We start from the raw sequence: 26,333 nt of genomic DNA, 5'->3' as shown, positions 1-26,333 counted from the left end.
CGTGCTCGCCGGGAGTGTCAACCTGACGGTCTCCTCCTCCCGGTGCGGAAAGTGAGCCGTCGCATGCGCCTGCCATGGTTGTCGGTGCTCCTCCTGGTGCTGGTGGGCTGTGCCTCGGATTCCTCCCGTTCGTACGTGGGGGGCCGGGAGCCGGGGGGCACTGAACCAGTAGAGGCGAGCCTGCTGGTACGTGGTGGCTCGGAGGCCGTACCGGACGAAGGGGCCGTGTTCCTCCCGGTGGAGTTGGAGGAGCCGGGTCTGGAGGGCTGGAGCGCGGAGGCGTTACGTGCGGCCGGTTACCGCCTCGAGGTCGTCGAGTTCGAGGACATCCTCGAGCCCGCGCGGAGCCACGACCCGGGAAGCGGACCGGGTGAGCTTCTGAGCCGGCGTCCTCCCCGGAGAGGGGGCAGGGGTGGACCCACCGGAAGTCGGCTGTCCCCCTCGCTCAATTCGCGGCCTACGCCTCAACAAAGGATGGAGAACCAGCGGCGCGCGGCGGACCTGGCGGCGATACAAGCCGCGCGCAAGCTCTATCAACAGCGGCTGGCGGATGCGCAGGCGGCCTTTCCCAACAGCGCGGGATACCAGGACCACCACCTCATTCCTGTGTACCTCGGTGGGCCACAGAGCGGAGCGACGTACCGGATTCCCACCGCCTACCACAAGATGCTCACCCGGGCGTTCCGTAAGGAATGGGGCTACGACAAGAGAAGACTCCCCGATGCCCAAGAGCGTCTTGGAATCATGCTCACGGTCTACTCCCAGTTTCCCATTCCCCAGCTCATCGGAATCAATCCATAGCCATGCGAGAGTTCATCGAGTTCAGGATCTCGGAGTCAGATGCGAGCGAGCACCTGGGAGAGGTGGGGTGGAGAATGGGAGATGATGGACTCGTTCGCTGCGTCCGGCTTCCCATGGAGGACGAGCGGGTCCGGCTGATCGGCGAGCTGAATAGCGAGTTCCACCGCGCAGGCGGCTCATTCTTTAGAGGCTGGGACATCACCCGCCACTACACGCCCGAGGAGATTCAATCGGCGGAGATCTTCGAGCTGAGCCTCCGCTCCGTCTTCGAGCCATGCGGAGAGATGTGCGGCACGAAGTATGACGAGTCGTCGGCGTGTCCCCACTGCGGCGCTGGCGCACGGCAGAGCACAGATCTACGTCTCGAGCCTGAAACCATTCCCAGGCGGAACATGCACCGTACCATCGCCGGGGAAATCATCATGTCGAGCCGGCTCGTGCAGGCGTTCCAAGCCCATGGCATCACAGGCGCCTCTTTCCTCGCCGTGCGAGATACCTCGGGACGAGTACTTGAGAACTGGCATCAACTCGTCGTCACCTCCGCACCCGTGGACATCGTTCCTCCAACTCAGGCCGGTAATGGTCCTTTTGATTTGGATACGAATGGGGAGTACAGATGCCCCCAGGGCCATGTGCTCGGCCTGAACCGTATTTCCGAGTTGTGGTTGAAGAAGGACAGCCATGACGGCAGTGACCTGGCTCGCACGCGCCAACTCTTTGGTGCTCGCATGGGGGTTCTGCACCCCCACCCCGAGTACCTCATCTCCCCCAGACTCTTCCGGCTGCTGCGCGAGCTGAAGGTGGGCCGCCTCATCGCGGAGGTGGCCCACTGGGGCTGAGGCCGCCTACTTCCGCTTCGTCCGTGCCGCCTTCTTGGCGGCGGGCTGCTTCTTCTCCGGCGCGGGCTGCTTCTTCCGGGGCGCGGGGCTCCGGCTGCTGCGCAGCGGCTTGCCCTTCTTGTCGAAGAACACGTCGAACAGCTCGCTGCCCGTGAGCCACGAGGGCGAGGCGGGCGCCGGAGCGACGTCGACGTTGCCGTCCTCCTCCTGGCGCAGCACCAGCACCTCATCCTGCTCCAGCCCCGGCAGGAGCATCGCCGAGTGCGTGGTGGCGATGAACTGGAGCCGGGGGAAGATCCGCTTCAGCGCCGGAACGAGCGCCGTCTGCCAGCGCGGGTGCAGGTGCAGGTCCAGCTCGTCGACGAGCACCAGCCCCTCCATCTTCTCGGGCGCCACGGGCTTGCCCGCCTCGAGCAGGAAGTGGCCGATCAGATCCGCCAGCCAGGCAATCGAGCTCTGGTACCCGTGAGACAGCCACGTGGCCGGCACCTTCACGCGCTGGCCTCCCATGTCCATCTCGAAGCAGTGGGCCTCCAGCATGTCCTGCCGCGTGCGGACGATCCCCTGGCTCTTCAGCTCCAGGTCCACGAGCCCCGGCAGCAGGTTGCCCTCCAGCAGCACCTGCTTCAGCACCCGGGTGTACGCCTTCGCCTGGGCCGGCTCGAAGACGTCAGCGAAGCCCGTGGCGATCAGGCTGCCCTGATCGAAGAGGTTCGCCATCCGCTGCTTGATGGGATCCGACAGGCCCTCGCCCTGGATGGCGTTGGGGCGGGGCAGGGCCCTCGCCACGCCGTAGCCCGCGACGAACCATCCCGGAAGCTGCGTGCGGCGCGCCTCGCGGATGGGATCGAACACGCGCGTGTGCTCCACGCCGACGTACCTCGAGTTGCCCACCAGCTCGCGCCAGGTGTTCTTCGCCGCCACCGAGGCCTCCGCACATAGGGCGGCAGCGAGTGCTTCCTCTCCAGGCCCGGGTATTCGCGCGCCTTGTGCCCCTCCTGGCCGAAGGTGAACTCGGCGCCGATGAGCATCAGCTCGCTGGAGGGCAGCCGCCGGTCCGGCAGCGAGGTGACGTCCGCGAGCTCGCTGCCCAGCGAGGAGCCGCTCGCGGCGAGGGCGATGGCCTGGAGGACGGCCGTCTTGCACAGCCCGTTCTCTCCGACGAAGACCGTCCAGGGCCGGATCTCCCCGTCCGGGCGGGTGAAGGAGATGGCGACATCCCGCAGAAGCTTGAGGTTCTGGAGCGTGAGGCTGCGCAGGTACATGCGGAGGGCCAAGGTGATTCGGGTAGGGCCGCACCATATCCTCACCCGCCGGGCTTGTGGGTATTCGTAAGACTTGACCCACCCAGGGGCGCGGATGACCCGGCCCCTCGACATGAGTCCTTGCACCCGTGGCGCGGGCTGGGCTCTACAATCCCGCCGGATGAGCACCCTCCCGCGGATGGCCTGCCTCCTGGTGCCCGTGCTGCTGCTGTCGTGCTCCGACGCGGGCCTCTACGCGCTCGATGGCCGGGGCCCGAGCGGCAGGGACCGCGCGGACTTCGCCGGCAACGTGTGCGTGCCGCTCGCGGGGGGCAACGCCTTCCCCGTGAAGGTGCTCTTCGCCGTGCAGGGGGGGGCGGGACTCCCCGCGGACATGCCGGGCGCCGTCACCGAGGCGCTCGGCACGCTCACCAGCCGCTTCTCGGTGCCCTACATCCAGTTCAGCCTGGTGGCCTTCCACACCGTGGCCACGGGCCTGCTGGGACGCTTCGACGACGCCACCGCCCTCCAGGCCGTCCTCCCTCGCTACGCCACCTACCAGGAGTCGGGGCCCACCAGCGTCCGCTCGGGCCTGAGGCTGGCCAGGAGCATCCTCTCCGGCGACATGCAGACGGGCTGCCCGGGCGAGGTGGCCCGCACGCGCTACCTCGTCGTCGTGGTGATGACGAGCGCGGACCTGAGCTGCCAGAACCCGGCCTTCAACGCGGGCCTCGACTCGCGCTGCACGCGGCTGACGGACCCCGCGGCCTGCAGCCGGTGCGAGCTGGCCGCCGCCACCGGTGAAGCTCAAGGCGCTCGTGGAGCGGTACGGCGCCGGCGAGGTGTCCGTGCAGCCCGTCTACGTGCGCGCCGAGGCCGATACCCACACCGCCGCCCAGGTGGCCGCCATCGCCAACGCCGGAGGCACCGAGGCGGTGACGGCGAGCTTCACCACCCTGGGCACCGCGCTCGGCGGCCTGGACTACGCGTCGCTGCAGAGCAACCTCAAGCTGAAGCGCTTCCTCGCCTTCAACCGCAACGTGGTGGTGCGCGCCGGCCAGGTGCTCGCCGACAGCGACGGAGACGGCCTGGCGGACAGCGACGAAGTGGCGCGCGGCCTGGATCCCACGCTCCCGGACACCGACCTGGACGGGCTCATGGACGGCATCGAGGTGCGCATGGGGCTGAACCCGGCGGTGGTGGATCTCATCCCCGGCTGCAACCCGGCCCTGGACGATGACGGCGACCGGCTCAACACCTGCGAGGAGCGCGTGCTGGGCACCGACCCGTGTGTGGGGGACTCGGACGGCGATGGCCTGCCGGACCTCGTCGAGGCCCTCACCAGCACCAACCCGCTCGTCCCCGAGGACCTGCAGGACAGCGACCGCGACGGCATCCCCAACATCCAGGAGGCGGAGGCCCACACCGACCCCCTCAGCGCGGACCTCGCCTTCCAGACGGAGCGCGGCTACGGCTACTCCATCACCGAGGCGGCGCCCTCCGAGGACGGCCGGGCCTGCTACGCGGTGCGCGCGGAGAACGTCACCCTGGTGCCCACCCTCGAGCGTCCCGAGCCCTCCATCCCCGGCCGCCGCATCCGCGCGGGCACCAACGACATCTACCTCTATATGCAGGTGGGCCGGGACAACGACCCACGCGGCGCGGGCATCGGCTCGCTGCGCATCGAACGCCTGCGCTATACCGAGGACGAGGGCCGCGACCCCGCGGGTACCCGCTCCTTCACCCCCGATGATTTCATCCTGGGGACTTGAGCCCCCAGGTGTGGAGTCCTCCCCCCAGGCCCGCTGAGGGGAACACCCCCCACTCGCGGTCCCCCGCCGCCCGAGCCGTCCGCAACCCCATGAATTTCCAGCCCTTCCCGGGCCCTGGTCCCCGGATCGGCTCTTGCTAATGGCCCGGCGCTGAAAGGAGTCACCATGAAACTCTCGCGCATCGCTCCCACCCTGGCCCTCGGGGTGCTCTTCCTGCTGCCGGCTCCGGCACCGGCCCAGACCAACGGGGCGGACAACCCGGAGTGCCTGGGCGAGACGTGTGGCCGTCCGAAGGAGGAGGGCGGTGGCTGCGGGTGCGGCTGTGGCTGCTCCGTCTGGGTGGCCTACACGGACGACGGCACGACGCTCTCGTACACGGATGACGGTGACGGCGACGGCAAGTCGGACGGCCATGACAACTGCCCCTTCGTCTCCAACCGCTTCCAGGAGGATGACGACGGCGACGCGGTGGGCAACGTCTGCGACAACTGCTCCGCGCTGGCCAACCTCCAGCAGAAGGACGCGGACGGAGACGGCCTCGGCGACGATTGCGATCCGGACCAGGACAACGACGGCAAGGCCAACGCGGAGGACAACTGCCCGCTGGTGCCCAACAAGAACCAGGAGAACCTGGACGGGGACGCGAAGGGCGACGTCTGCGACACGGACGATGACAACGACGGCGTGCTGGACGGCGACGACAACTGCCCGCGCGTGTCCAACGCGGACCAGGTGCTGCCGGAGGACCGGAGCCAGTGCAACGTGGACCGGGACGGGGACAACGTGCTGGACAGCTTCGACAACTGCCCCAGCCTGGCCAGTCCCGACCAGACCGATACGGACGGGGACGGGATGGGAGACCCGTGTGACGCGGACAAGGACGGGGACGGCAAGCTCGACGGCGCGGACAACTGCCCCCTGAAGGCCAACCCGGACCAGGTGGATGACGATGGTGACGGCAAGGGCGACGTGTGCGACGCCTACTACTGCGTCGTCGTCAACGCGGAGAACCCCGACAACTGCCTGGACCCGAAGGGCCCCTTCGCCGTGCACGGCGGTGGCTCGCTGGCGCTGAAGAAGGGCGAGAAGGCCCTGCTGCCGCTGTTCGCCAACCGCAACGGCATGGCCATCGAGTACACGTGGACCGTCACGCGCCGCCCCGAGGGCTCCAAGGCCGTGGTGGAGAACCCCCAGGGCGCGGTGACGAAGAGCAACCACTGGGCGTACGCCTATACCGAGGGCGAGAAGCCCACCTTCACCGCGGACGTGGATGGCGACTATGTCCTCCAGCTCCACGCGAAGCTGGCCTTCGATGACCGGGTGTACCCCGGCCGCCGCGAGTCCACCTCGGAGCTGGCCCTCCAGGTGGCCAACGAGGGCGGTTGGAACTGCTCCGCCTTCCCCGCGACGGGGGGCGGGCTCGCGCTCGGCGCCGCCCTGGCCGTGATGCTGCGCCGCCGCCGCCGCTCCTGAAACCCGCTGTCCCCGGGAGGTCCACACCCCATGCGACGCCTGACACTCCAGACGCTGCTCGTGGCGGGCCTCCTGGCCCTGTCGCCGGGCTGCACCGACACGCTCGTCGAGCCGCTCGCGCAGGAGCAGACGAACCTGGATGACCGGCTCACCCTCCAGGGGCGGGTGTGTACCAGCACGCCCGACGCGGATGGCTTCCCGGTGAAGGTGGTGCTCGTCATCGACCAGTCCGGCAGCATGTGCGTGTCGGATCCGCCGGGCTCTCAGGAGGGCACGGGCTTCTGCGAGCGCACCGAGGTGAGGGCCATCGTCCCGCCGGGCGTCACCGAGCCCGCGCGCGTCCGGGCCCTGCGCCGGCTGGTGAACCAGTTCCGCGCGCAGCGCAACGTGGAGGTCTCCGTCGTCCCCTTCGAGACGAACATCCGCAACCCGTGGCCCGGGAGCACGGGGGATCGCTTCGCCCGGCCCACCACCGCCTCCGGCATCGACACGTACATCGGCGGGCTGCAGAGCCAGCTCGGCAAGGGCACGGACTACCAGGGCGCCCTGGCCGAGGCGTACAAGATCATCGCGGGCGACATCACCGACGTGGCGCGGGATGACCCGGCGCAGCTTCCGCGCACCCGCTACGTCGTCGTCTTCCTCACCGACGGCACGCCGTACCCGCGCTGCTCGGCCAACGACGACCTCACCCAGTACGCTTCTCCGGACCAGCCGGACCTGACGTGGGAGGACTCCGCGAGCGCGCGCGAGTTCTGCAACCTGATGGACCCGGAGGACCCGGACGCCATCACCGGCTACATCGCCGGCACGGACCGCAACCAGAACTACCAGCTCTTCAGCCACGTGCGGCGGCTCATGGAGCTCAAGCAGCAGTACAACGTGGGCGACATCCGCATGCACACGGTGCTCCTCTTCAACGAGGAGGCGGTGCGCGCCTGCGGCCCCATCTGCCAGGACCTGTACGGCGTCTATCCGGGCGTGGACGCGGCGCAGTACCCGCGCGAGGCGAAGAAGATCTCCTCGTGGCTGCTCCAGCGCTTCGCGGAGCTGGGTGGCGGCGTGTACCAGGAGTTCAACAACTTCTCGGAGATCTCCCAGATTGGCCTGGGCGCGCTGGACTACTCGTCCTTCGCCTCGCGCAACGTGATGAAGACGCTGATGGTGGAGTCGCTCACCTCGCTGCCGGGCGACGAGGCGCGCGTCGTGGACAGCGATGGAGATGGACTCGCGGACTCGCGGGACAACAGCCTCTCGCTGGGCAGCAACACCTTCAACCAGGACAGCGACGGGGACTGCTTCAGCGATGGCTTCGAGACGCTGCGCGCGGACCAGGGCTTCCAGGCCGTCAACGCCAAGGACACGCGCGGGTGTGATCCGGCGTCCCCGCTGACGCCCGGCTGCGCGTGCCGGGACACGGACGGAGACGGACTGTCGCAGTACGCCGAGGACTACCTGCGCACCCACTCGGGCATCGTGGACAGCGACGGTGACGGCGTGCCGGACGCGCTGGAGGCCCGCTACGGGTTGGATGCACGCACGCCGAACGCCTCCGGCATCGACACGGACGGGGATGGGACGCCCGACGAGCTGGAGCTGCGCTCGGAGAGCAACCCCACCCGGAGGGACCGGGCCTTCCACGAGCGTTTCGGCTACCAGTACGAGGTGGAGGCCGAGGTGCAGGCGAACGGCAGCGTCTGCTACGACTTCACCATCTCCAACCTGCAGCTCGTCACTCCGCCGCCGCGCGCGGGCGTGCAGCAGGGCTTCAACCTCTTCAAGGTGTGGTTCGCCCAGGCGCCCGAGAGCGGCGTGGCCACCGACTACGGCGAGTGGCGCACCGCCTGTGCCTGGGCGCAGTACGCGCCGCCGAGCGTGCGGGTGCCGCTGGGCCCCGGACTGACGCTGGAGGATGGCCACTTCGTGAGACCCGACCGCCTCAACGAGGACAGTGAGTACCGCGCCCGCTGCGTGGGGGAGCGCCCATGAGCCGCGCGGCGGTGGCTGTGCTGCTGGGGCTGGCGGGCCTGTTGACGGTGGTGGCCTGCACGGACGCCTACCTCTACGACGGGCGGAGGGACCAGGAGGTGCCGGTGGACCGGGCCGTCGCGCTCGAGGGGCAGGTGTGCACCCTGGGCAGCAACCAGGTGGTGCGGCCCATCAAGCTCGTCGTCGCCCTGGACGCCAGCCAGTCCATGAACGTGAGCGACCCGGACGGCACGCGCGCCACCGCGCTGGTGGAGCTCATCGACAGCCTGCCCCAGGATGACGAGGTGGAACTGGCGGTGATGGTGTTCGCCGGCAGCACCACGGCCTATCTCACCCAGTCCGGCACGCCGCCCGCCGTGGAGGATGGCTTCGTCCGGGTGTCCGAGCTGGACAGCAACGAGCGGCTCAACCTCGTCCAGCGGCTGCTCACCTTCCGCAACCCGGACACCGCGCCCAACCGCGACGCCACCGACTTCGTGAAGCCGCTGGCGGACATCTACGCGCTCATCAACCGGGACATCTCCCTGAGCCGCCTGGAGCCCGGCGGCGCGGAGGCGCTGGCCCAGGCGCGCTACTCCGTCATCTTCCTCTCCGACGGCAAACCCACCACGGACCAGGACGAGGAGCTGCTCAACGGGGACGCCGTGGTGCGCATCCGCCAGCTCGCGGACCTGGTGGAGGACGTGCGCGTCAACACGGTGCACGTCTTCCAGCCCCTCCAGCCGGTGAGCACGGTGTGCGACCTGACGGGAGACGGAGGCTGCCCCATGCTCCTCATCAACCAGAACGCGGAGCGGCTCTCGCGCATGGCGGAGCTGGGCGGCGGCAACTTCCGCGACTTCCGCAACGACGAGCCCATCAACTTCCTGGACTTCCGTTTCGGCCAGGTGCGGCGCTCCTTTGTCCTCAAGGAACTGGTGGCCTCCAACTTCTCCGCGCCCCCGGGCAGCCCCCTGGGCGAGGCGGACACGGACGGCGACGGCCTCACCGACGAGCGCGAGGCCACGCTGCGCACCGACCCCGCCAAGGCGGACACGGACGGGGACGGCTTCAGCGATGGGGTGGAGGTGCACTACCGGGAGCTGGGCGTGGACTTCAACCCCATCGGCTACGCGCGGCCGGACGGTGGCGGGTTGGATCCGGGCTGCCCGCCCGCGCTGCGCGGCGTGGACTCGGACTGCGATGGGCTCCTGGACTGCGACGAGCAGTTCATCGGCACCAACTCCGAGCGGGTGGACAGCGACCGGGACGGCGTGCCGGATGGGGTAGAGTGGCTGGGGGGCACGCAGGGCGCGAGCATCGACCTGGAGCAGGACCCGGACAACGACGGGGTGAGCAGCCGCAACGAGCTGCGCATGCACATGCGCCCGGTGGAGGTGGACACCGCGAACCTGTCCACGGACGGCTATCGCTACACGATGCGGGCGGCCGGGCCGCCGGATGAGCTGGGCCGCCAGTGCTACGACTTCCGCGTGGACAACGTGCTGCTGGCCCCCACCCAGGGCGACACCGACGATGCCGGGACGGTGGTGAGCGGCGCGGGCTACAACGACCTCTACCTCTCCGCCGCCATGGTGCCCGCGGATGACCCCACCGCGCGCACGCTGGTGCGCCACTTCCGCTTCCGGGGCGCGCGCTACCCGCTGGGCGGCATCAAGTCCCCCGTGGACGGCGTCATCCGCGTCACCCCCGAGGACTTCGTCGACGGCTGCCCCGGCCGTCCCGTTCCCCCGACGCCCTGAGCCGGGCGTCCGCAGCTTCCGCACCCCCCGCTCCCCATGCACACCTCCGTCCGACTGCTGCCGCTCGTGCTGCTCGTCCTCACCGCTTGTCCCCCGCCGGGACCGGATGGAAACCCGGATGGAGGCGAGCAGGAGGTCGCCGACCTCTGCAACTCCCGCGAGGAGGCGCTGAGCTCCCCCGAATGCCAGCTCACGCCCGGCGTGCCCCTGGAGGATCGCTACCTCTCCTTCGAGCGCGACACCGACTGGTACAGCGTGCAGATGCCCGCGACGGTGGGGCCGCGCTCGCTGCTGCGCGTCACCGCCGTCTATCCCGTGCCCATCACCGCGGTGAACCTGTCCGTCAGTCTCCTGCGCGAGGACGGCAGCGCGTTGGCGCCGCGCCGGGTGGACGTGCACGGCCAGGGTCAGCCCAAGCCCGTCGAGTTCCTCCTTCCCTTCACCGAGCCGGGCGCGAGGCTGTTCCTCCTGCTCGGCGACGAGCCCTCCAACCCCAACCGTCCCGGCTATGACGCGCGCAACCCGTACTCGCTCACGGTGGAGGTGCTGGACAACCCGGACGCCAACGAGCCCAACGACACGGCGGCCCAGGCCACGCCCCTGCCGCTGTCGAGCGCGGGCGGTGTCCTGTCGGGGAGTGCCTCCGGTTACCTGGCCACCCCGGGGGACGTGGACCTCTTCTCCTTCGACGTGCCGGCCGGGAAGATCGCCTACGTGCGGGTGGCGACGGCGACCCTGTCACCCCAGCCGGTTCCGGCCTACACCCTCTCGTACAGGCTGCTGCGGCCGGACGGCACCGCCGAGGCCGAGGGCCGCGTGCTCACCAACGTCATTCGCGCGGACCTGGCCACCGCGCGCCGGGTGACGGCGGCGGGGACGTGGCAGGTGATGGTGCGAGGCTGGGACAGCGACACCTCCGACGACAAGCCGGCGCCGGGAGACACCCGCGTGCCGTACACGGTGGACGTGAAGGTGCTGGACGAGGGCGACCCGAATGAGGGTGCCGGCGGCAACGACGAGCTGACGCGGGCGAGGGTGGTGCTGCTCAGCGGTGGTCCGTCGACGGCGAAGACGTCCTTCACCGGGCGCCTGGGCTCGGTGCCGGACAAGGACTGGTACGCGGTGGATGTGCCCTCCAACACCACGCACACGGTGCTGCACTACCGGCTGGTGCCGCTGTCCACGGGCGGCCGCTTCCCTCCGCTGCCCGGGCTCGCGGACCGGCTGGTGCGCGTCCTCACCCCGGTGCCGGGCTTCTCGGCCAACGACTGCGCCACGAAGGCGGACGTCTGCCCCAAGGGCAACGGTTACGGCTCGGACTCCACGGTGACGGCCCTGGTGAATGGCTGGTGCGGCAACAGCACGCCGCTGTGCCTGCACTCCTCGCGCGACGAGTCCGAGTACTTCCCCCACCTGCGCAACCTCGAGGGCACGTTGCCGGTGCCGCCGCACGGCACCACCGTGCGCTACTACTTCCTCGTCCAGGACGAGGGCACGAGCTGGGCGGACGACAAGGACTACCGCCTGGAGGTGGAGTGGCGGAGCGACCCGGACGAGACCACCCGCAGTGGGGGAGGGCCGACGGAGACGGTCGTCACGAAGGAGATGGCCAGCGATGATGCCGGCACGGCCTTCCCCGAGCCGCCCCGGGGGGCCGCCTACGAGGTGAGCGGCTCCATCTCCTATGGCATGGGCCGGCTCGCCGGCAATGACCCGGTGAAGGGGCAGGGGGTGCGCGGCCCCATGGACTACGACGCCGTGCCCACCGACGTGGACACCTACGTCTTCTTCCTGCCCTCGTCTCTTCCCGAGCCGATGGACCGCACCTGGGAGCTGCAGTGGGAGGTGGCGGACCTGCCCGATGGGGGCATGCCCTCCGGCCTCGCGCTGGACCTGACCTTCTGTGATGCGAACCGCCCGGACGCGGGCACCTCCTGCACCCCGGTGTCCACGGGCAGTGCCGGGGCGCCGCTGACGCTCGCGTATCGCGGGGAGCCGCTGCGTGCCTGGCACTCGCCGGCCGGTAGCCTCAGCAACCTCCAGCCCCTGTACTCACTCGAGCGCAAGGACGGCGTCACGAGGGTGACGGTGCAGCCCTACGCCTGCTCCTGCCTCGAGCCGCGCTTCCTCAAGGGCGGCACCCTCAAGGTGTCCGTGGGCGCCGTGGACCGCATGGACTACGGGCAGGCGGACTACACGCTGCGCACCGCGCACACCAGCTACCCGCGGACGTACTCCACGCTGGATGGGGGCACCGCCTCCTGTCCGCGTCAGGATGGTGGGGTGACGGCGGATGGCGGCATGACGCCGGCGTGCGTCTTCACCCGGCAGCCGTGAATCCGGGGCGGGGCGCTCATGGCCATCCCCGCCCCTCTGCTCAGCGGCTGACGCCGATGCCGGAGAAGGCGACTTCCTTCTCCGGTGCGTTGGCGGCGTTGGACTTGATGAGGAGCTTGCCCTCGTACTTCTTCGCCTCGGTGGGCTTGAAGCCGAGCTGGACGAAGGCGCGCTTGCCGTACTCCAGCCGCATCGGCTCCCCATTCTTGAGCGGCTCGGGCAGGGTGAGGGTGAACTGGCTCGGGCCGGACTTCGTCACCGCGGTGAGCTCCAGGGGCTCCAGGCCCTTGTTCTCGATGTAGAACGACTCGGTGACCTCCTGGTTCACGTAGACGTTGGTTTTCACCTCCTGTCCGAAGTCGAGCGACTCCCGGTTCACGTAGAGCTCGGGCTGCTCGGAGGGCGCTTCGCTTCCACAGCCCGCCAGCGCGACGAAGATGACGGACAGCCACAAGGGACGCAGACGCATGAATGGCTCCTGCTCGGGTGAGGTTCGGACGATGCGCCGTTTTCTACCACTGGGGGGCCTGTTGCTGGCCATGACACTGGGCTGCGGAGGCTCGCGCGCCGACTTCATCGGCAGCCGTGTGCAGGACGCGTGCGCCGAGGCCTGGCCGGTGTGCGGCACCATGGCCGGCTGCATCCTCGGGCCGGAGAGCTACGCCGAGGGCCGCTTCCCCGGACAGGGCCGCTTCATCGTGCAGGTACCGGAGGCCTCCACCGTGCGGGTGCGCTTCTTCCTCGAGGAGGCCGTCGCGGCCGGTGAGGAAACCGTCGTCACCTTCCACGAGGAGGGCTGCCGCGCCCGCGTCCGGCAGGCCCTCAGCGGGCGCAACGCGCTGGAGTTGATGGAGAAGCAGGGGGAGCTTCTCCCGCGAGGCGGACCTCACCGGCGTGGGAGACCACCTCATCGAGTTCTCCTCCGACATGCAGGCGCGCTACGTGGTGAAGGTGGACGTGGTGCCGCTGCGCAACCGCTGAGGCCCCGCGCCGCCGGTTCCAAAAAACGTCACCCGCATGCGCGCGAAATGTCACCCGGCCAGCGGGTGCCTGGCGTGCGCTCACTCATTCCAGGGACTTACGCGGAAGGCGGAGATGGCACGCCCGCTGCTACGCGACGGGCGCCACGGTCACCTCCAGGTTCGAGCTTCAGACGGGCACCGCCGCGGTGTCCGCCGGGGCCGGAGTGTGCCCGGGGCATGAGAACCCGTCGGACACGTGGAGGGCCGAATGCTTCGAATGAAGAGCCGTGTGGGGAGTGTGCTGCTGGGAGCGCTGGTCTCGGTGCTGCTGGGGAGTGGCGTTGCCCGGAGCCAGCCCGGGAAGGCCTGGGAGCCTCTCGCGAGGACCGTGCTGGATGGCAGTGCCTACGATTCCGTGCTGCTGCGCGCGGACGGCACCGTCTGGGTCTGGGGCAGTCCGTACTCCTACCTCCAGGGGCCGGCCCCGGCACCCATGGCGGGGCTGACGGACGTGGTGGCCATCTCGTCTGGTGGCGAGCACGGTCTGGCGCTGCGCGCGGATGGGACCGTGTCGGCCTGGGGCAGCAACTGGAACGGCGAGCTCGGGGATGGCACCTACGAGTGGCGTGTCACCGCGGCACCGGTGTTGGACCTCACGGACGTGGTGTCCATCGCGGCGGGCTTCGGGTACTCCCTGGCACTGCGCGCGGATGGGACCGTGTGGGCCTGGGGCAGTAACTGGAGCGGTCAGCTCGGGGTGGGGGTGCCCCTCGACTGGAACGATTATCAGAAGAACAGGCCCGTCCGGGTGCCGGGCCTCGTGGACGTGGTGGCCATCTCGGCGGGTGAAGAGCACTCCCTGGCGCTGCGCGCGGATGGGACCGTGTGGGCCTGGGGCAACAACTGGTTCGGACAGCTCGGCGGTGCGACGGCGCACGAGAACAGCTTCTTGCCCGTGCAGGTCCCTGGCCTCTCGGACGTGAAGCGCATCGATGCCGGCCGCGCCTACAACCTGGTGGTGCGCGCGGATGGGACCCTCTGGGCCTGGGGCCGGAACTGGAGCGGCCAGCTCGGGGACGGAACGATGACCGACCGGCCCATGCCCATGCAGGTGCCGGGTCTCCCGGAGGTCGCGGCCGCCGCGGGTGGAGATGGCCATGCCCTGGCCCTGGCGAAGGACGGGACCGTGTGGGCCTGGGGTGGCAATCACTTCGGGGCGCTCGGGGACGGGACGCGCATCCACCGGCTCACGCCCGCGCCGGTTCCTCAGCTCGACAAGGTGGTGGCCCTCGCGGCCGGGCATTCCCACTCCCTGGCCGTGCGCAAGGACGGCTCCGTGTGGGGCTGGGGTCACAACCTGTTTGGCTCGGTGGGTGATGGGACCGCGTCGTCGGAGCCACGGCTCACCCCGGCTCGCGCCGTGTTGCCGTGCCGCTCCGTGGGCCTTCCCGCGCTGGACAACCGCCACCTCGAGCCACGGGAGTGTCACGCGGCCCCGTGAGTCCACCGGCGGCCCCGCTCCCCGTGCCGGATTTCAGGGGTGCATAGGCGTCTGATGTAGGGAACTCTTACGGCCACACCGCTCTTCTCCGGCCGTACGGTCCGGGGAAGGGCGGACTTGCCGCGAGCTGTCAGGGGGCCATGGGAGGAAGGGGGCGAAGCGAGTTAAAAAGAGAACCCCCACTCATGGAGGTTGTATGAAGTTCCCGTCGTATGCCGCCGCTGGAGTCCTCTCGGCGTGCCTGCTGTCCACTCCCGCCTTCGCGAATTCCACGGGCATGACCAACGGCTCTGGCAAGCCGGGCTCGATCAATGTGTGCTCCTCCTGCCACACGGGCGGTGCCGCGCCCACCGTCGAGCTCACCGGCCCCACGACGCTCGCCGCGGGCGCTACTGGCCAGTACAAGCTCACCATCACCGGGGGCCCGGGCCTGAGGGGCGGCTTCAACGTGGCTGTGGACAGCACCGCGGCGTCGCTCGAGCCCAGCGCGGGCATGAAGAAGCAGAGCAACGAGCTTACCCACTCCGCGCCCAAGCCCGCCGCCGCGGGCGCCATCACCTTCGACTTCTCGATGGTGGCGCCCCCCTCGGCCGGCACCGTGAAGATCTTCGCCGCCGGCAACTCGGCCAACGGTGACAACAACTCCACCGGAGACAATGCCGCGCTCACGTCGCTGAGCGTGAACGTCACCGGCAACAACGAGCCGATGGAGGAGGAGGGTGGTTGCTCCTCCACGGGTGGCGCTCCGGTGCTGGCGTTCGCGCTGACCGCCGGTCTGGCGATGCTGCGCCGCCGCCGCAACTGAGCCCCTCGCTGTCCCTACCTCCTCCCGTGTCCGGCTGGGGCCCGGGAGGAGCGCAGTCCCAAGTAGACGTTCGCGGTCCCTGCCTCCTGCTCCCGAGTCCCCCCGTGCTGCTCCCCTTCCGCTCGCGCAACATGTTCCAGCCGCTGCCTCGCGTCTGCTGCGGCCTCCTCTCGGCGTTGCTGGTGCTCGCCGCACCGGCCGCCGAGGCCGCTCCGTCCAAGAAGTCCTCGAAGTCGTCCCGGAAGGGTGCCTCCAAGACGCCTCCGGCCGCGCAGCCGGCTCCCGCCCAGCCCGCGCCCGAGCCCGCGGCAGCCCCCGCGCCCGCCGCCGAGGCGAAGCCGGCTCCCGCGCCCGCCGTGGAGACGAAGGCCGCCGAGGCGCCTGCCCGGCCCGTCCGCGAGTCCAAGCCGGCGGCTGAAGCCCGGCCCGCTCCGGCGCCCAGGGCGTCCCGCTCCGCCGCGGCCGAGGCGAAGGCCCCGCCCGCTGCTCCGGGCCGCATGCGCGTGGGCGTGAGTCCCGATCTCTTCCTGGAAGGGGCGCAACTGACGGGCGTGCAGCACATCGACACCGCGCGCCTGGATGAGTCCTTCGGCTACTCGGCGGGCTTCCTGTCCGTCACGGCGTGGCTGACCACGCCCGTGCCCACGGTGAGCGAGCGGCTGCGGGTGGGCGCGGGCGTGCGCATCTTCGGCAACTACGCCGCGTCCGGAGGCCAGCAGTACGGCTTCGGCATCCTCAACGAGGCGTTCGTCTCCGGAGAGTACGGCCTGCCCGTCGCGGACAAGACGGAGGTCATCTTCGCCGGACGCGCGGGCTTCTCCTTCCTCATCCCCGGCCTCGAGTTCGCCGAGACCATCCGCAACCTCCAGGCCCAGGGCGTGAACGTGTGGAGCGTGCCGCGCGTGGGCTGGCTGGTGGGCCCGTCCCTGGGCGCGCGGCGGCGGATGTCGGATCGCATCTGGCTGCGCGCGGATCTGCTCGGCCAGGTCGGGGCGCAGTACCTCTTCGCCACGAGCCAGGAGATCTCCGGGTTCCGCTACTCCAAGAACTGGAGCACCCTGGGGCTGCGCCTGGGGCTCTCGTTCGGGGCCGAGTTCTCCCTCTGAGGCACCCCTTTTCTCGTAGGGAGTCGCGCATGACTGTCTCTCGGACGCTCTTCCTCTCCGTCCTCACGCTGCTGGCCGCGTGCCAGCCCACCTACTCCTTCGAGCCCGAGAATGTGGCCGAGGGCCCCGGCGGCATGGTGGGCAACGGAGACCCCATCACGCCGGGCACCTTCCCGGGAGGGGATGACACCCTGCCCGCGGCGCGCCCGGTGGGCTCGCTGCCCAACGAAACGCGCCCGCCCGACTGCGACGCGGACTGCGTGGCGTACTGCAACGGGGCGGGCCTGCAGAACCCCGTCAACCGCGGGCTGTGCCGCAGCCTCTGGGGCGTGGGCCTGTCCCACCGTCCCATCGTGCACGCCGAGGCCTGCCGCCGGCTCTTCGTGGACATGCTGGGGCGCGTGCCCGGCGCGGACGAGGCCGAGGCCACGTGCTCGGGCGGGTGGGGCGCCACGGTGAAGCAGTTGATGGAGAAGGACGAGTTCATCGTCACCCAGCAGCGCCGGGCCGCGGACCGCTTCCTCTACAGCAACGAGGTGACGAGCCTCCAGGCCATCTACGACATGGACCGGCTGGTGGAGAAGCTGCACCGCGGGAAGGTGCCGTATGACCTGTTCGCCGCGGTGGTGAGCGCCCACCCGGTGTTGACGCGCCGCTACGCGGACCCGGGCGACAAGGCCGAGGCGCTCTTCAGCCAGTTCCTGGGCCGCCCGCCCTTCGAGCACGAGCGCGCGGACATGTCGCGGCTCTACAAGCTGTGGCACTCGGGCTACTACGACCATCCGCAGCTCGGCATGCGCCTGCCGGACGCCTTCATCCGCTTCCGCTGCCTGGACGACAACGGGCAGGTGGACGAGGTGTCCCGCGGCGAGTGCGCCAGCGTGCTGTGGGGCTACAACGAGCTCATCTTCACCCCGGACCTGCGCGCCTCGCGCGACCCGACGCTGCGCGCGCCGACGATGTGGAGCGGCCTGCTCAAGCCCGAGGAGTGGGCGAAGCTGCAGACGCCGGGCCGCATCCTCTCGCGTGACATGACCTTCTGGGAGCGCGCGGTGGACGACGTGCTCCTGCAGTACCTGGGCTATGAGCTGTCCGCGCGCGTGCCCGAGGTGCGCGAGGAGCTGGTGCGCTGGCTGCTGGCGAACGAGGGCGACATCCGCTCGGTGCACTACGCGGTGGCCACCTCCGCCGCCTACCTCCAGTCCGCCGAGGGCGCCTCGGCCTCCGCCTTCCGGTGGACCTACGGCCCGCTCAAGCAGGTGGAGGCGGAAGTCTGGATTGATTCCATGGCCCGCAACACCGGCTACGAGCTGCCCGGGTGCGACCACCGCATCAGCCAGCCGGAGGCCCTGCTGCGCTCGGGGAGTGTCGCCAGCTTCAGCGTGCTGCAGACGTCTCGCTGGAAGCTGGACGACGAGGGCGAGCTGGACGAGCGCTACTCGGAGCTGGCGCGCACCCTGGGCGGCTGCCCGGAGAACGTGGTGGGCGGACGCTTCCGCGTGGTGAGCATCCTCACCACCGCCACCCAGCTCTCCTTCGTGCAGGAGCTGTGCAACCCCACGATGGACCCCAGGGTGAAGGGGGCCGCGGTGGAGAAGCTGCTGCCCGAGGGCGTGGATCCGCGCCGCGCGGTGGACGCGGCCCTGGCCGAGCAGATCGCCACCCACCAGTACCGGCTGCTGCTCGGCCGCTCGCCGGATGACACGGAGAAGGCCGAGGCCCGCCAGGCGGGCACCGAGTGCGCCCTCACCCTGTGCCCGGCCGAAGATTTCGCCCGTCCCTTCTGCTTCGCGCTGCTCTCCAGCGCCGAGCGCGTCTTCTACTAACCCCCGGAGCCCCCTTCCCATGTCCGACTCGGATGACACGAAGTCCGTCACCTTCGGCCGCCGCCGGCTGTTGCAGGGGCTGGGCGCCGGCACCGCCGCGCTGGCCTTTCCCCACTTGTGGCTGCCGCGCGAGGCCCGTGCCCAGACGCCCGGGCACGGCCAGGTGCGCCACCTCATCTACATCCGCCTGTCCGGCGGCTTCCGCTTCACCACCGCCTTCAACAGCGACGTGGCCGCGGAGTTCAACCCCTTCGGCGCCTCGGACAGGCGTGCGCCCGGCACCGAGTGGGGCGCGGGCAAGCTGCTCGAGCGCGCCACCTGGCTGGAGGGTGAGGACGGCGAGCCCCAGCGCGAGCTGGGGATGAAGCCCGTCAACGAATTCACCAACGAGATGTGCGTGCTGCCGTGCGTGGACCACGAGCCCTTCTCGGCGCGCGCGGACGGTGGCCACGGCACGGGCCTGGAGCGCTTCCTCACGGGCTACGTGGGGGGAGCCACCGGCTTCCTCACGCTCGTCAACTACGGGGTGCGCGAGCGCGTGAAGGAGGCGGCTGCCCGCGGCATCACCCTGCTGCCGGCCTTCAGCCTGGGCGAGGCGGGCATGGCCACGGGCGCGGGCGAGTACGCCACCTACCGGCCGCCCGTGCTGGAGGGCAGCGGCTTCGAGCGCTTCAGCGTGGACCCGGACTCGACGCTGCCGCCCTGGGCGGCCAAGGTGGCCGGACAGATGGACGCCCGCTTCCACGCGCGGCTGCACACGGCGCTGCGCGGGGGCGTGGAGACGTACCAGCAGACGCGCAAGGCCACGAGCGACTACGGGAAGATCTTCCGCGACCCCCTGCTGCGGGTGAGCAGCGACTCGCAGGAGCAGGTGGACGGCATCAGCAACCGGGAGCTGCGCACGCTGCTGGGCACGGACACGCAGGGTCAGCGGGCGGCGCTCGCGCTGCGCCTCTTCCACTTCGGCTGCCCGGCGGTGTTCCTCAACCAGGGCGGCTACGACTTCCACTCGCGCGAGGACGTGGAGCTGCCGGGCGAGATGGACTCGGCCAACCGGCTGGTGAGTGGCCTGCGCACGGCCCTCCAGCGGATGCAGCACCCCGAGGGCGGGTCGTACTGGGACAAGACGCTGGTGGTGCTCGGCAGCGAGTTCGGCCGCACCACGGGCGGCAGCCGCTACAACTCCGCCAACGGCAGCGACCACGGCCCCGACCTGGCCACCCGGTGGATGTCCATGCCCTTCATGGGCGGGGTCATCACCGCGGCCGGCAAGGGCGGCAAGAGCCTCGGCTCGGTGAACGGCTCGAACCTCAAGGCCACCGGACAGGTGTACTCGTACCGCTCCGTGCTCAAGACGATGTTGGACCTGCTCGGTGCCGACCACCAGGGCATCTTCCCCGCCGACGCCCCCATCCAGGACTTCTTCGCATGAAGCGCTCTCTTCTCGCCGCCACCCTCGGTGCCCTGACGCTGGCCTGTGGCACGCCGGACCCCAGCAAGGATGACCCGGGCACCATCCCCTTCGACCCGAAGCGTCCCACCCCGGGCACCACCTCGGAGGTGACCGCGTACACGGGCTCGGACGTGGACGTGCTGGGCGCCCAGCTCACGTACCCCACGGGAATCGATCTGCACCGCAAGTTGGTGATGCGCACCTGCAGCGGTACCAACGGCGTGTGCCACAACCAGAAGGAGTACCCGGACCTGCATACGCCGGGCGCCTTCGTGGCCTCCATCGGCGCCCCGTGCAACGTGCAGTCGGGAACCGCCAGCGGCGTGTTCGACCGGTGCGAGCGCCTGGGAGACCGCTTCCGCTTCACCGAGCCGGCCTTCAAGGGAATCGAGATCGGCTGGTTCGAGCTCGTCCCCGGGGAGAGCCCGGAGTTGGACCCGAGGGGAACGCGGCCGGACGCCTCCACGGTGGGCCTGCACCTGTACCTGCATGACCCGGTGCCGGTGGAGGGGGTGCGGCTCAACGCCACGGGCACCTTCCTGCGCAACTTCATCAACGACCAGGGCAACGTGCAGGAGCTGGCCTTCGCCAGCTACGAGACGCGTTGGTGGGTGCTCGATGACCGGCGGCACCTCTTCGCCGAGGTGAACGAGAACCAGCGCGACACGGTGGAGAGCCTGGTGGCCAGCGGCATTGTCCAGGGGGACCAGAACCGCAACGGCTCCTACGGCGCGCGCATCCTCGGCAACACGGTGCCGCTCATCAAGCCGGGCAAGCCCGAGGACAGCTACCTGGTGGCGCGCCTGCGCGGGTACATGGGGGAGCAGACGGTGCCCGGCACGCGCATGCCGCTGGCCAACCAGCCGCCCAACGTGCAGGACATGCTGGCGCTGATGTGCTTCATCGAGGGGCTCGACCCGGCCGCCACGCAGTGGAGCCTGGGCTCGGCGATTGATTACAACAAGTGCTCGTACTCGGCGAACCCGTCGGCCCTGAGCCTCGCGGGCTCCGGGGATACGTGGGCCGCGCGCGTGCTGCCCATCCTCCAGTCCAACTGCGGCGGCTGCCACGGTGGTGAGAACCCGCAGGGAGGGCTGAACCTGCTCGGCTCCTCCCACGACGTCTATACGCGCCTGGTGCTCAAGCCCTCCCTCCAGAAGCCCGAGCTCAACCTCATCCAGCCCGGCAGCCTGGACAAGAGCTACCTGGTCCTCAAGCTCACGGGTGACGGCAGCATCGTCGGCAGCCGCATGCCCATCAACCCGCTCAACGGCAACTCGCCGCTGCCCGAGGCGGAGCGCCAGTCCATCGAGAACTGGGTGCTCCTCTCCGGCGCCGTGGAGAACTGAGGCGCGCCTGAGAGGCGGAGGCGTCTAGTGTTCCGGGGTGCCCAGCACCTCGGAGAGGGTGTTGGCGCGCAAGGCCCGCTCGAACCAGCGGTCGAGCGTGGCCAGGTCCGTGCAATCCAGGATGTGCTGGCGGGACTCGTCATCCAGGCTGATGCCCCGGGTGGCGAGGATCCGAAGCACCCCCGCTGCCAGCCCCTCGGCTCGCCCCTCCGCTCGTCCTTCTGCCCGCCCTTCTGCCCGCCCTTCCCGGCGTCCCTCCGCCCGGAGTCGTTGTCCCACCGTCCACATCAGTTCCTCCACGCGCTGCTCCCGCATCAAACAACCTAACACCTGGCGGGTGACTTCACCAGTCACCTCCGTCCCGCGCTCCCGGAGGTAACAGACGACTGCCTCCAGCTCACGCGCGCCCTGGGGTGAAGTGTAGACTTCCCTGAACAGGTCTACCTGCTGAGTCAGCCGCTCGTTCAACTCCTGGGTGCTTGCCAGGCGCAGCAACACCAGGGCCAGCCTCACCAGGGGCGGGCAGGCGAGCGTTTTCAGCTCCTGCTCGCTCCGGGTCATCAGGTCGTACAGCACGTACTCCAGGCGTAACAGGTGCTTCAGCCACCCCTCCCGCCGTGCCTCCTCCAGGGGAACCTCCAGCAACTCCTCCACGCGCCGGGGGGCCGTCCAGGGTCCCCGTGGCCCATGGTAGAGCACCACTGGGAGGATGAGCGGCTGGTGCCTGGTGCGCCGGTGTTGCTGCTCCCACCGGTCGAGCAGGCGCGACACGTACTGGCGCATGCGTGCCGCCATGCGGCCCTCCACGCGGGACTGGTGCTCCAGGAGGATGAAGGCTCGGCGCGAGCTGCCACTCAGTCGGACCGAGAAGCTCAGGTCGCCGCGGGTCTCGCGGATGGCCGTGTCCACGAGGGCGGTGGGCTGGCTGCGCAGGGTGGACCAGTCCACCCGGGAGGCGAAGCCGGGGGGCAGCACGGTGTGCAGCAGGGCCGCGGCCCGCTCGGAGTGCTCCAGCACGTAGCGGATGAAGCGGTCATGAGGTCCGGACATGGTCGGCGGCTCTGAGCACGAGCCGGGCCAATGCTGTCGGAGAGGGAATCGGAGTGGAGGCTCCATCCAGGCCACGGTCCTCCAATCCCGTCGAGGAGACGCGGCGGTGGGGCGGGAGCCAGCTCGTGATGGCGTCCTCGGCTACGGCACGAGTTCAACGAGCAGGTCCCGGGTGAACGGCTGGCTCATCGTGGTGGGCGCCTGGGCGCACGGGATGTCCACCGTGGACTCGAGCGCACCTCCGGTGAAGGTCACCTCGCCGGTGCAGGTGGCGGTGGCCGGGTCCTGGTCGTCGAAGGCGTACGTGAGCGCCAGCGGCCCGCTGAAGCTGTAGGTGCCGTAACGGGCCACGTCCTGGGTCTGCCGGACCGTGAGGCGGATGACCCGGCGGGCCCCGTCATAGCTCCAGGTGCTCGCGAGCTTCGGCCAGCCCCTGCCGTACACCCACTCCTTGAAGAAGGGCGTGAAGTCCACCGCGCCCTCGGCGTTGAGCAGGGAGAGCAGTTGGGCGGTGCTGTATGGCTTGAAGCGCGTGGCCGCGTAGAACTTCTTCATGAACGCGGCGAAGGCGGGCTCGCCGAGTTGCAGGCGGATCATCTGCCAGACCCAGGGCCCCTTGACGTAGGGCGCGGCGAAGGATGCCTTTGTGGTTTCTCCGGGAACCTCCTCGGGGTGGCGGGACCAGCGGAGCGCGTCGTCGTCGTAGCGGGCGGGCGCCTTGAAGATCGCCGCCTTCATCCGGTCCAGCTCCGCCTGGAACGCGCTCCTGCCGCCGAGCACGCCGATCGCCTCGGCGGTGTAGAAGGACGCGAGGCTCTCGTTGAGCCAGAACTCCTCCCAGCTCGCCTGGTGGGCGCTGTCCCCCCACCAGTGGTGGAGCATCTCGTGGATGACGAGCCGGTTCCCATGGCCCTCCTCATCGGGCCCCTCGGTGCGGGTGTCGGCGATGGACACCACCGTGGCGTGCTCCATGCCGCCCAGGGCCGAGGGCACCTGCATCATGGAATAGCGCTCGAAGGGGAAGGGCCCGAGCGCCTCGTTGAGGTACTTCATGGCCCCGAGCGTCCCGGTCCACCGGAGCGGGGGGACAGCGAGTTCCGAGGCCACCGGGTACATGTACGCGTCCACCTGGACACCCTCCACGGTTCCGAGCGGGATGCGGGTGGAGTCCGAGGCGATGAAGTGCAGGGCGTAGGTGGGCACCGGCTGGCGCAGGAGGAAGGTGCGGCGACGGGGGGCATCCCCCGACTCCTGGACGAGCACGCCGTTGGCCTGGGCGGGGAGGCCGTTGTCGATGCTGACGCGGGCGATGGCGCGAGCGATGTCGCGGGGATGGTCATGGCTGGGGAGCCAACGGCGCGTGTGGTTTGGCCACCCGAAGGTCTGCACGAGCGGGTTCCCCAGCTTGCCCTCCCGCTTCATGAGGCCCGTGAAGTAGAGGTCGTGCTTCCTGTCGGAGATGGGATTGAGGGGCCCGTGGTAGGCGACCGTGAGGACCTCGGAGGCGTTGGCCTCGAGCGGCGTCCCGAGTGTCACGGTGAGGGTGCCCGCGGAGGAGTCCTGGGTGAAGGCCAGTTCGCCGCCGGAGCGGCTCTTCACCGAGGTGACCGTGTACGGCGTGTACGGCGCCGTGCCGCCCTCGACGGGGACCTCCACGGTCTTGCCCACGTCGAGGGTGAGGGTGGCCGTGCCGCCGCGCGTGGCCACGAGGAAGATGCTCACCTGCCCGGAGAAGGTGCTCGCGGCGGTGTCGACGTGCAGCGTGTAGTCGTAGAGCTGGACGTCATAGGCCAGCGCGGTGTCGATGGAGGCCTCGCGGCAATAGCCGGTGGGCGCGTCGCAGACCTGGTTCTCCCAGCACAGGCCGGGCACCTCGTTGCAGTCGAGCTTCTGGGCGGCCACGCATGCCCCGGTGCCCTGGTTGCAGAGCAACCCCGGGCCGCAGGCCTCGGCGAGGTCCTCCCGGCAGTCCATCAGGCACTGGCCGCTGGCGGCGCAGGCGGTGCCTCTGCCGCAGAGGGATTCGGAGTGCCGGCAGTCGGCGGTGGCCTCGTCGGACCTCGTGCTTCGATGACAACCGGGCGCGAGCAGCAGCAGGCCCAGCAGCAGGGAGAGGCGTCCTCTCATGCGTCGTTCCGCTCCAGGAAGGGGAGCGCACCATAGCGCATGCCTGCTGCGGGAATGCCGCTGTCACGGCTGCACGGAGTGCGGCTCGCGTCGCTTCTTCTCGTGGGATTTCGCCGAGACCGGCATGTAACACTTGTCCTGGTACTCGGCCTGGTTCTCGTAGCAGGGCGGGCGCTTCTCGAGTGCTACCCAGCATCCGCCGTTGATCTCCACCTCGCCCGACTTGGGGAAGCAGGGGACCTTGGCCTGGTCACTGAATGGCTTGGCGGGCAGCGGATAGGTGATGGCCGGCACGCCTGAGTCATCGAGGTCCACCAGAGTGGGCGCCTGGATTTCGGTCACCGCCAACGTGCCGACGCCAGCGCTGGCCCGCTCCTCGCTATCGCGTCCTTCAGAATCTCCCCAGAAGCGCGGCAAGAGGAGCGCACCGAGGGCGAGCGCGGTAAGGCCCGCGACCAGGAGTCCGCGGGGGGAGCGCAGCAGCCGTTTCATACGCCCCATCCACCGCTTCCAGGCGCTCACCGTACCGCTCGTCAGATGGACTCGGGCCTCCTCGTTCTTCTCCAATCGCTCCACGGCGGAAGTGAGGAGGTCGAGCATGTTGGACAAGTCTTGCAGCCGGCCCGAGTCGGGCGCCTGCTCTACCTCCAAGGCGAAGTAGGGAGGCTCGGCCTGTGAGGTGGCGCGGACGCTCCAGGGCTCCCCGGGCTCCGAGTCCGTGCGTGCCCCCGGCATCACGACCAGGGCCGCGTTTCCCGTGTCTGTATTGTGCGCCGCGTAGAGACGGCCCAGGTCCACCCCCACATTCTTGTACCGCTTGCCGAGGTGGAACGGTCCCAGGCGTCCGCCCTTCCAAGTCTTCTTTTCAGCCACGCGTGGACTCCTCCTTCATTCCGCCGTTGTACACCTCTGGCGGGATGCCCGCTCCGTTTCACTCGTCAGCGCTGACGAGTGGAATGCGCCTGCTTCATTTCACTCGTCAGCGCTGACGAGTGGAATGCACCTGCTTCGTTTCACTCGTCAGCGGTGACGAGTGGAACGCGAGGAGTCCCGTGTCGTGGACTGTGTTCTCCGGGAACCGGGACCCTCCTGTGAGGACTGCTCACGCAAGTAGGCGAATTTCCGGAGCCATTCCCCTGGCCCGGCACGTGCCACGTGTCCGGTCTGCCGTGGTGAACCGCGGCGTCTTCACCTCTTCTCCATTTCTTGGGGGGAACCATGGAAACGAACGCAAGCAGTGGTCTTCTCACGTTGACGCTCGAGCAGGTGCGGGAGGCCATCCTCGCTCACCTGAAGGAGGGCAACGCCGGGCACTACAACATCGGCCGCCTCTACAACTACGTCGTGGACAACAAGTTGGCGGAGCAGAAGAAGTACGAGAGCGCCCAGGTGTACTTCAATCAGCACATCCAGGAGCTCTCGCAGTCCACCCTGACCCGGTACGGCGCCGTGGCCCGGGATTTCACCGAGGAGGCGTGCAGGACGTACGGTGTGACGAAGCTCTACACGCTGCGCGCCTACGCGAAGGAGGCCGGCATCCAGCTCACGAGTGGAGACCCGGGCCTCACGCCCATCGACGTGCCCCGGGAGGGTGGGAAGGTGGAGCAGAAGTCCTTCGCCCAGTGCAGCCTGGAGGAGTTGAGCCAGGCGGCGAAGCACAAGCGCAAACCGTCTCGCGCCACGATGCCCGCCACGGACGCCGCCCGCATCCAGTTCATGCGTGACAGCTTCTCGCGGCATTTCGCCCAGGGTGGCCGTGTGCAGCTCAAGACGCGCATCCAGGGAGGTGAGACGCTCCTCACCATTCAGGGCGTGCCGTTGGCCCAGGTGGAGCGGCTCATGGAAGCGCTCCTGGATGGCTTCCAGCCCCAGCCCATGCGCGCGGTGGGGTGAGTCCAGGCCGTTCGCCCTCCCCCCATATATGGGGGAGGGCAGGACATCTCATCCGTATGTCATT

General features: G+C 69.5%; 21 protein-coding genes. 14 read left to right on the top strand and 7 right to left on the bottom strand.

Going from position 1 to position 26,333, the window contains the following annotated elements:
• Nucleotides 1-63 precede the first annotated feature (63 nt).
• Nucleotides 64-801, top strand: a complete 738-nt coding sequence (locus tag ACN28I_RS20295; RefSeq protein WP_420943621.1) for a hypothetical protein — start codon at nucleotides 64-66, stop codon at nucleotides 799-801.
• Nucleotides 802-803: 2 nt separating this feature from the next.
• On the top strand, nucleotides 804-1,640 hold the full coding sequence (locus tag ACN28I_RS20290) for a hypothetical protein (RefSeq protein ID WP_420943620.1): 837 nt from the start codon (nucleotides 804-806) through the stop codon (nucleotides 1,638-1,640).
• A 6-nt stretch (nucleotides 1,641-1,646) separates the two neighbouring features.
• Here ACN28I_RS20290 and ACN28I_RS20285 read toward each other — a convergent pair whose 3' ends face one another.
• The 3 genes from ACN28I_RS20285 to ACN28I_RS20275 form a co-directional block, all read right to left on the bottom strand.
• A complete protein-coding gene (locus ACN28I_RS20285) occupies nucleotides 1,647-2,564 on the bottom strand; it encodes an AAA family ATPase (RefSeq protein WP_420943619.1) in 918 nt (305 codons plus the stop codon).
• A gap of 572 nt (nucleotides 2,565-3,136) precedes the next feature.
• A complete protein-coding gene (locus tag ACN28I_RS20280; protein ID WP_420943618.1) occupies nucleotides 3,137-3,316 on the bottom strand; it encodes a hypothetical protein in 180 nt (59 codons plus the stop codon).
• 231 nt (nucleotides 3,317-3,547) lie between these two features.
• Nucleotides 3,548-3,682, bottom strand: coding sequence for a hypothetical protein (locus tag ACN28I_RS20275; RefSeq protein ID WP_420943617.1), 135 nt, complete (start codon nucleotides 3,680-3,682; stop codon nucleotides 3,548-3,550).
• Nucleotides 3,683-3,684: 2 nt separating this feature from the next.
• Here ACN28I_RS20275 and ACN28I_RS20270 point away from each other — a divergent pair, with 2 nt between their 5' ends.
• The 5 genes from ACN28I_RS20270 to ACN28I_RS20250 all read left to right on the top strand — a co-directional run bounded on the left by ACN28I_RS20270 (nucleotide 3,685) and on the right by ACN28I_RS20250 (nucleotide 12,197).
• Nucleotides 3,685-4,656 (top strand): hypothetical protein, encoded by a 972-nt coding sequence (locus ACN28I_RS20270; RefSeq protein ID WP_420943616.1) that lies wholly within the window; start codon nucleotides 3,685-3,687, stop codon nucleotides 4,654-4,656.
• Nucleotides 4,657-4,821: 165 nt separating this feature from the next.
• The gene (mtsC, locus tag ACN28I_RS20265) at nucleotides 4,822-6,129 is read left to right on the top strand and encodes a cell-cell cohesion MYXO-CTERM protein MtsC (RefSeq protein ID WP_420943615.1); all 1,308 of its coding nucleotides are present in this window, start codon (nucleotides 4,822-4,824) and stop codon (nucleotides 6,127-6,129) included.
• A 30-nt stretch (nucleotides 6,130-6,159) separates the two neighbouring features.
• A complete protein-coding gene (mtsD, locus tag ACN28I_RS20260; RefSeq protein WP_420943614.1) occupies nucleotides 6,160-8,118 on the top strand; it encodes a cell-cell cohesion protein MtsD in 1,959 nt (652 codons plus the stop codon).
• Nucleotides 8,115-9,860, top strand: coding sequence for a VWA domain-containing protein (locus ACN28I_RS20255; RefSeq protein WP_420943613.1), 1,746 nt, complete (start codon nucleotides 8,115-8,117; stop codon nucleotides 9,858-9,860). Before mtsD ends, ACN28I_RS20255 begins: the two co-directional genes overlap by 4 nt.
• A gap of 36 nt (nucleotides 9,861-9,896) precedes the next feature.
• Nucleotides 9,897-12,197: a cell-cell cohesion protein MtsF gene (locus ACN28I_RS20250; RefSeq protein WP_420943612.1), complete on the top strand. Its 2,301-nt coding sequence runs from the start codon at nucleotides 9,897-9,899 to the stop codon at nucleotides 12,195-12,197.
• A gap of 40 nt (nucleotides 12,198-12,237) precedes the next feature.
• Here ACN28I_RS20250 and ACN28I_RS20245 read toward each other — a convergent pair whose 3' ends face one another.
• Nucleotides 12,238-12,666: a hypothetical protein gene (locus tag ACN28I_RS20245; RefSeq protein ID WP_420943611.1), complete on the bottom strand. Its 429-nt coding sequence runs from the start codon at nucleotides 12,664-12,666 to the stop codon at nucleotides 12,238-12,240.
• A 770-nt stretch (nucleotides 12,667-13,436) separates the two neighbouring features.
• On the opposite strand from ACN28I_RS20245, the gene ACN28I_RS20240 reads away from it, so the two are divergent.
• The 6 genes from ACN28I_RS20240 (at nucleotide 13,437) to ACN28I_RS20215 (ending at nucleotide 21,199) form a co-directional block, all read left to right on the top strand.
• Nucleotides 13,437-14,660 (top strand): RCC1 domain-containing protein, encoded by a 1,224-nt coding sequence (locus ACN28I_RS20240; protein ID WP_420943610.1) that lies wholly within the window; start codon nucleotides 13,437-13,439, stop codon nucleotides 14,658-14,660.
• A gap of 196 nt (nucleotides 14,661-14,856) precedes the next feature.
• Complete coding sequence (locus ACN28I_RS20235; RefSeq protein ID WP_420943609.1) at nucleotides 14,857-15,465, top strand: MXAN_6652 family MXYO-CTERM-anchored protein; 609 nt, start codon at nucleotides 14,857-14,859, stop codon at nucleotides 15,463-15,465.
• Between the two features lie 104 nt (nucleotides 15,466-15,569).
• Complete coding sequence (locus ACN28I_RS20230) at nucleotides 15,570-16,571, top strand: hypothetical protein (RefSeq protein WP_420943608.1); 1,002 nt, start codon at nucleotides 15,570-15,572, stop codon at nucleotides 16,569-16,571.
• Nucleotides 16,572-16,600: 29 nt separating this feature from the next.
• Nucleotides 16,601-18,397, top strand: coding sequence for a hypothetical protein (locus ACN28I_RS20225; protein WP_420943607.1), 1,797 nt, complete (start codon nucleotides 16,601-16,603; stop codon nucleotides 18,395-18,397).
• Between the two features lie 19 nt (nucleotides 18,398-18,416).
• Nucleotides 18,417-19,829 (top strand): DUF1501 domain-containing protein, encoded by a 1,413-nt coding sequence (locus tag ACN28I_RS20220; RefSeq protein WP_420943606.1) that lies wholly within the window; start codon nucleotides 18,417-18,419, stop codon nucleotides 19,827-19,829.
• Nucleotides 19,826-21,199, top strand: coding sequence for a hypothetical protein (locus tag ACN28I_RS20215; RefSeq protein WP_420943605.1), 1,374 nt, complete (start codon nucleotides 19,826-19,828; stop codon nucleotides 21,197-21,199). Before ACN28I_RS20220 ends, ACN28I_RS20215 begins: the two co-directional genes overlap by 4 nt.
• A gap of 24 nt (nucleotides 21,200-21,223) precedes the next feature.
• Here ACN28I_RS20215 and ACN28I_RS20210 read toward each other — a convergent pair whose 3' ends face one another.
• From ACN28I_RS20210 to ACN28I_RS20200, 3 genes are all read right to left on the bottom strand, one after another.
• Nucleotides 21,224-22,249: an Rpn family recombination-promoting nuclease/putative transposase gene (locus ACN28I_RS20210; RefSeq protein WP_420943604.1), complete on the bottom strand. Its 1,026-nt coding sequence runs from the start codon at nucleotides 22,247-22,249 to the stop codon at nucleotides 21,224-21,226.
• A gap of 141 nt (nucleotides 22,250-22,390) precedes the next feature.
• Nucleotides 22,391-24,376 (bottom strand): M1 family metallopeptidase, encoded by a 1,986-nt coding sequence (locus ACN28I_RS20205; protein ID WP_420943603.1) that lies wholly within the window; start codon nucleotides 24,374-24,376, stop codon nucleotides 22,391-22,393.
• 63 nt (nucleotides 24,377-24,439) lie between these two features.
• Nucleotides 24,440-25,249, bottom strand: coding sequence for a hypothetical protein (locus ACN28I_RS20200; RefSeq protein ID WP_420943602.1), 810 nt, complete (start codon nucleotides 25,247-25,249; stop codon nucleotides 24,440-24,442).
• A 345-nt stretch (nucleotides 25,250-25,594) separates the two neighbouring features.
• On the opposite strand from ACN28I_RS20200, the gene ACN28I_RS20195 reads away from it, so the two are divergent.
• Nucleotides 25,595-26,269 carry a hypothetical protein gene (locus ACN28I_RS20195; protein WP_420943601.1) on the top strand — a complete coding sequence of 225 codons (675 nt, stop codon included), beginning with the start codon at nucleotides 25,595-25,597 and terminating at the stop codon, nucleotides 26,267-26,269.
• The last annotated feature ends 64 nt before the right edge of the window (nucleotides 26,270-26,333 follow it).

This window comes from Archangium gephyra (genome assembly GCF_049060025.1).
In the GTDB taxonomy this organism is placed as follows: Bacteria; Myxococcota; Myxococcia; order Myxococcales; family Myxococcaceae; genus Archangium; species Archangium gephyra_A.
Note: the sequence above shows the minus strand (reverse complement) of the source record. Positions and strands in the feature narration are given on the sequence as shown.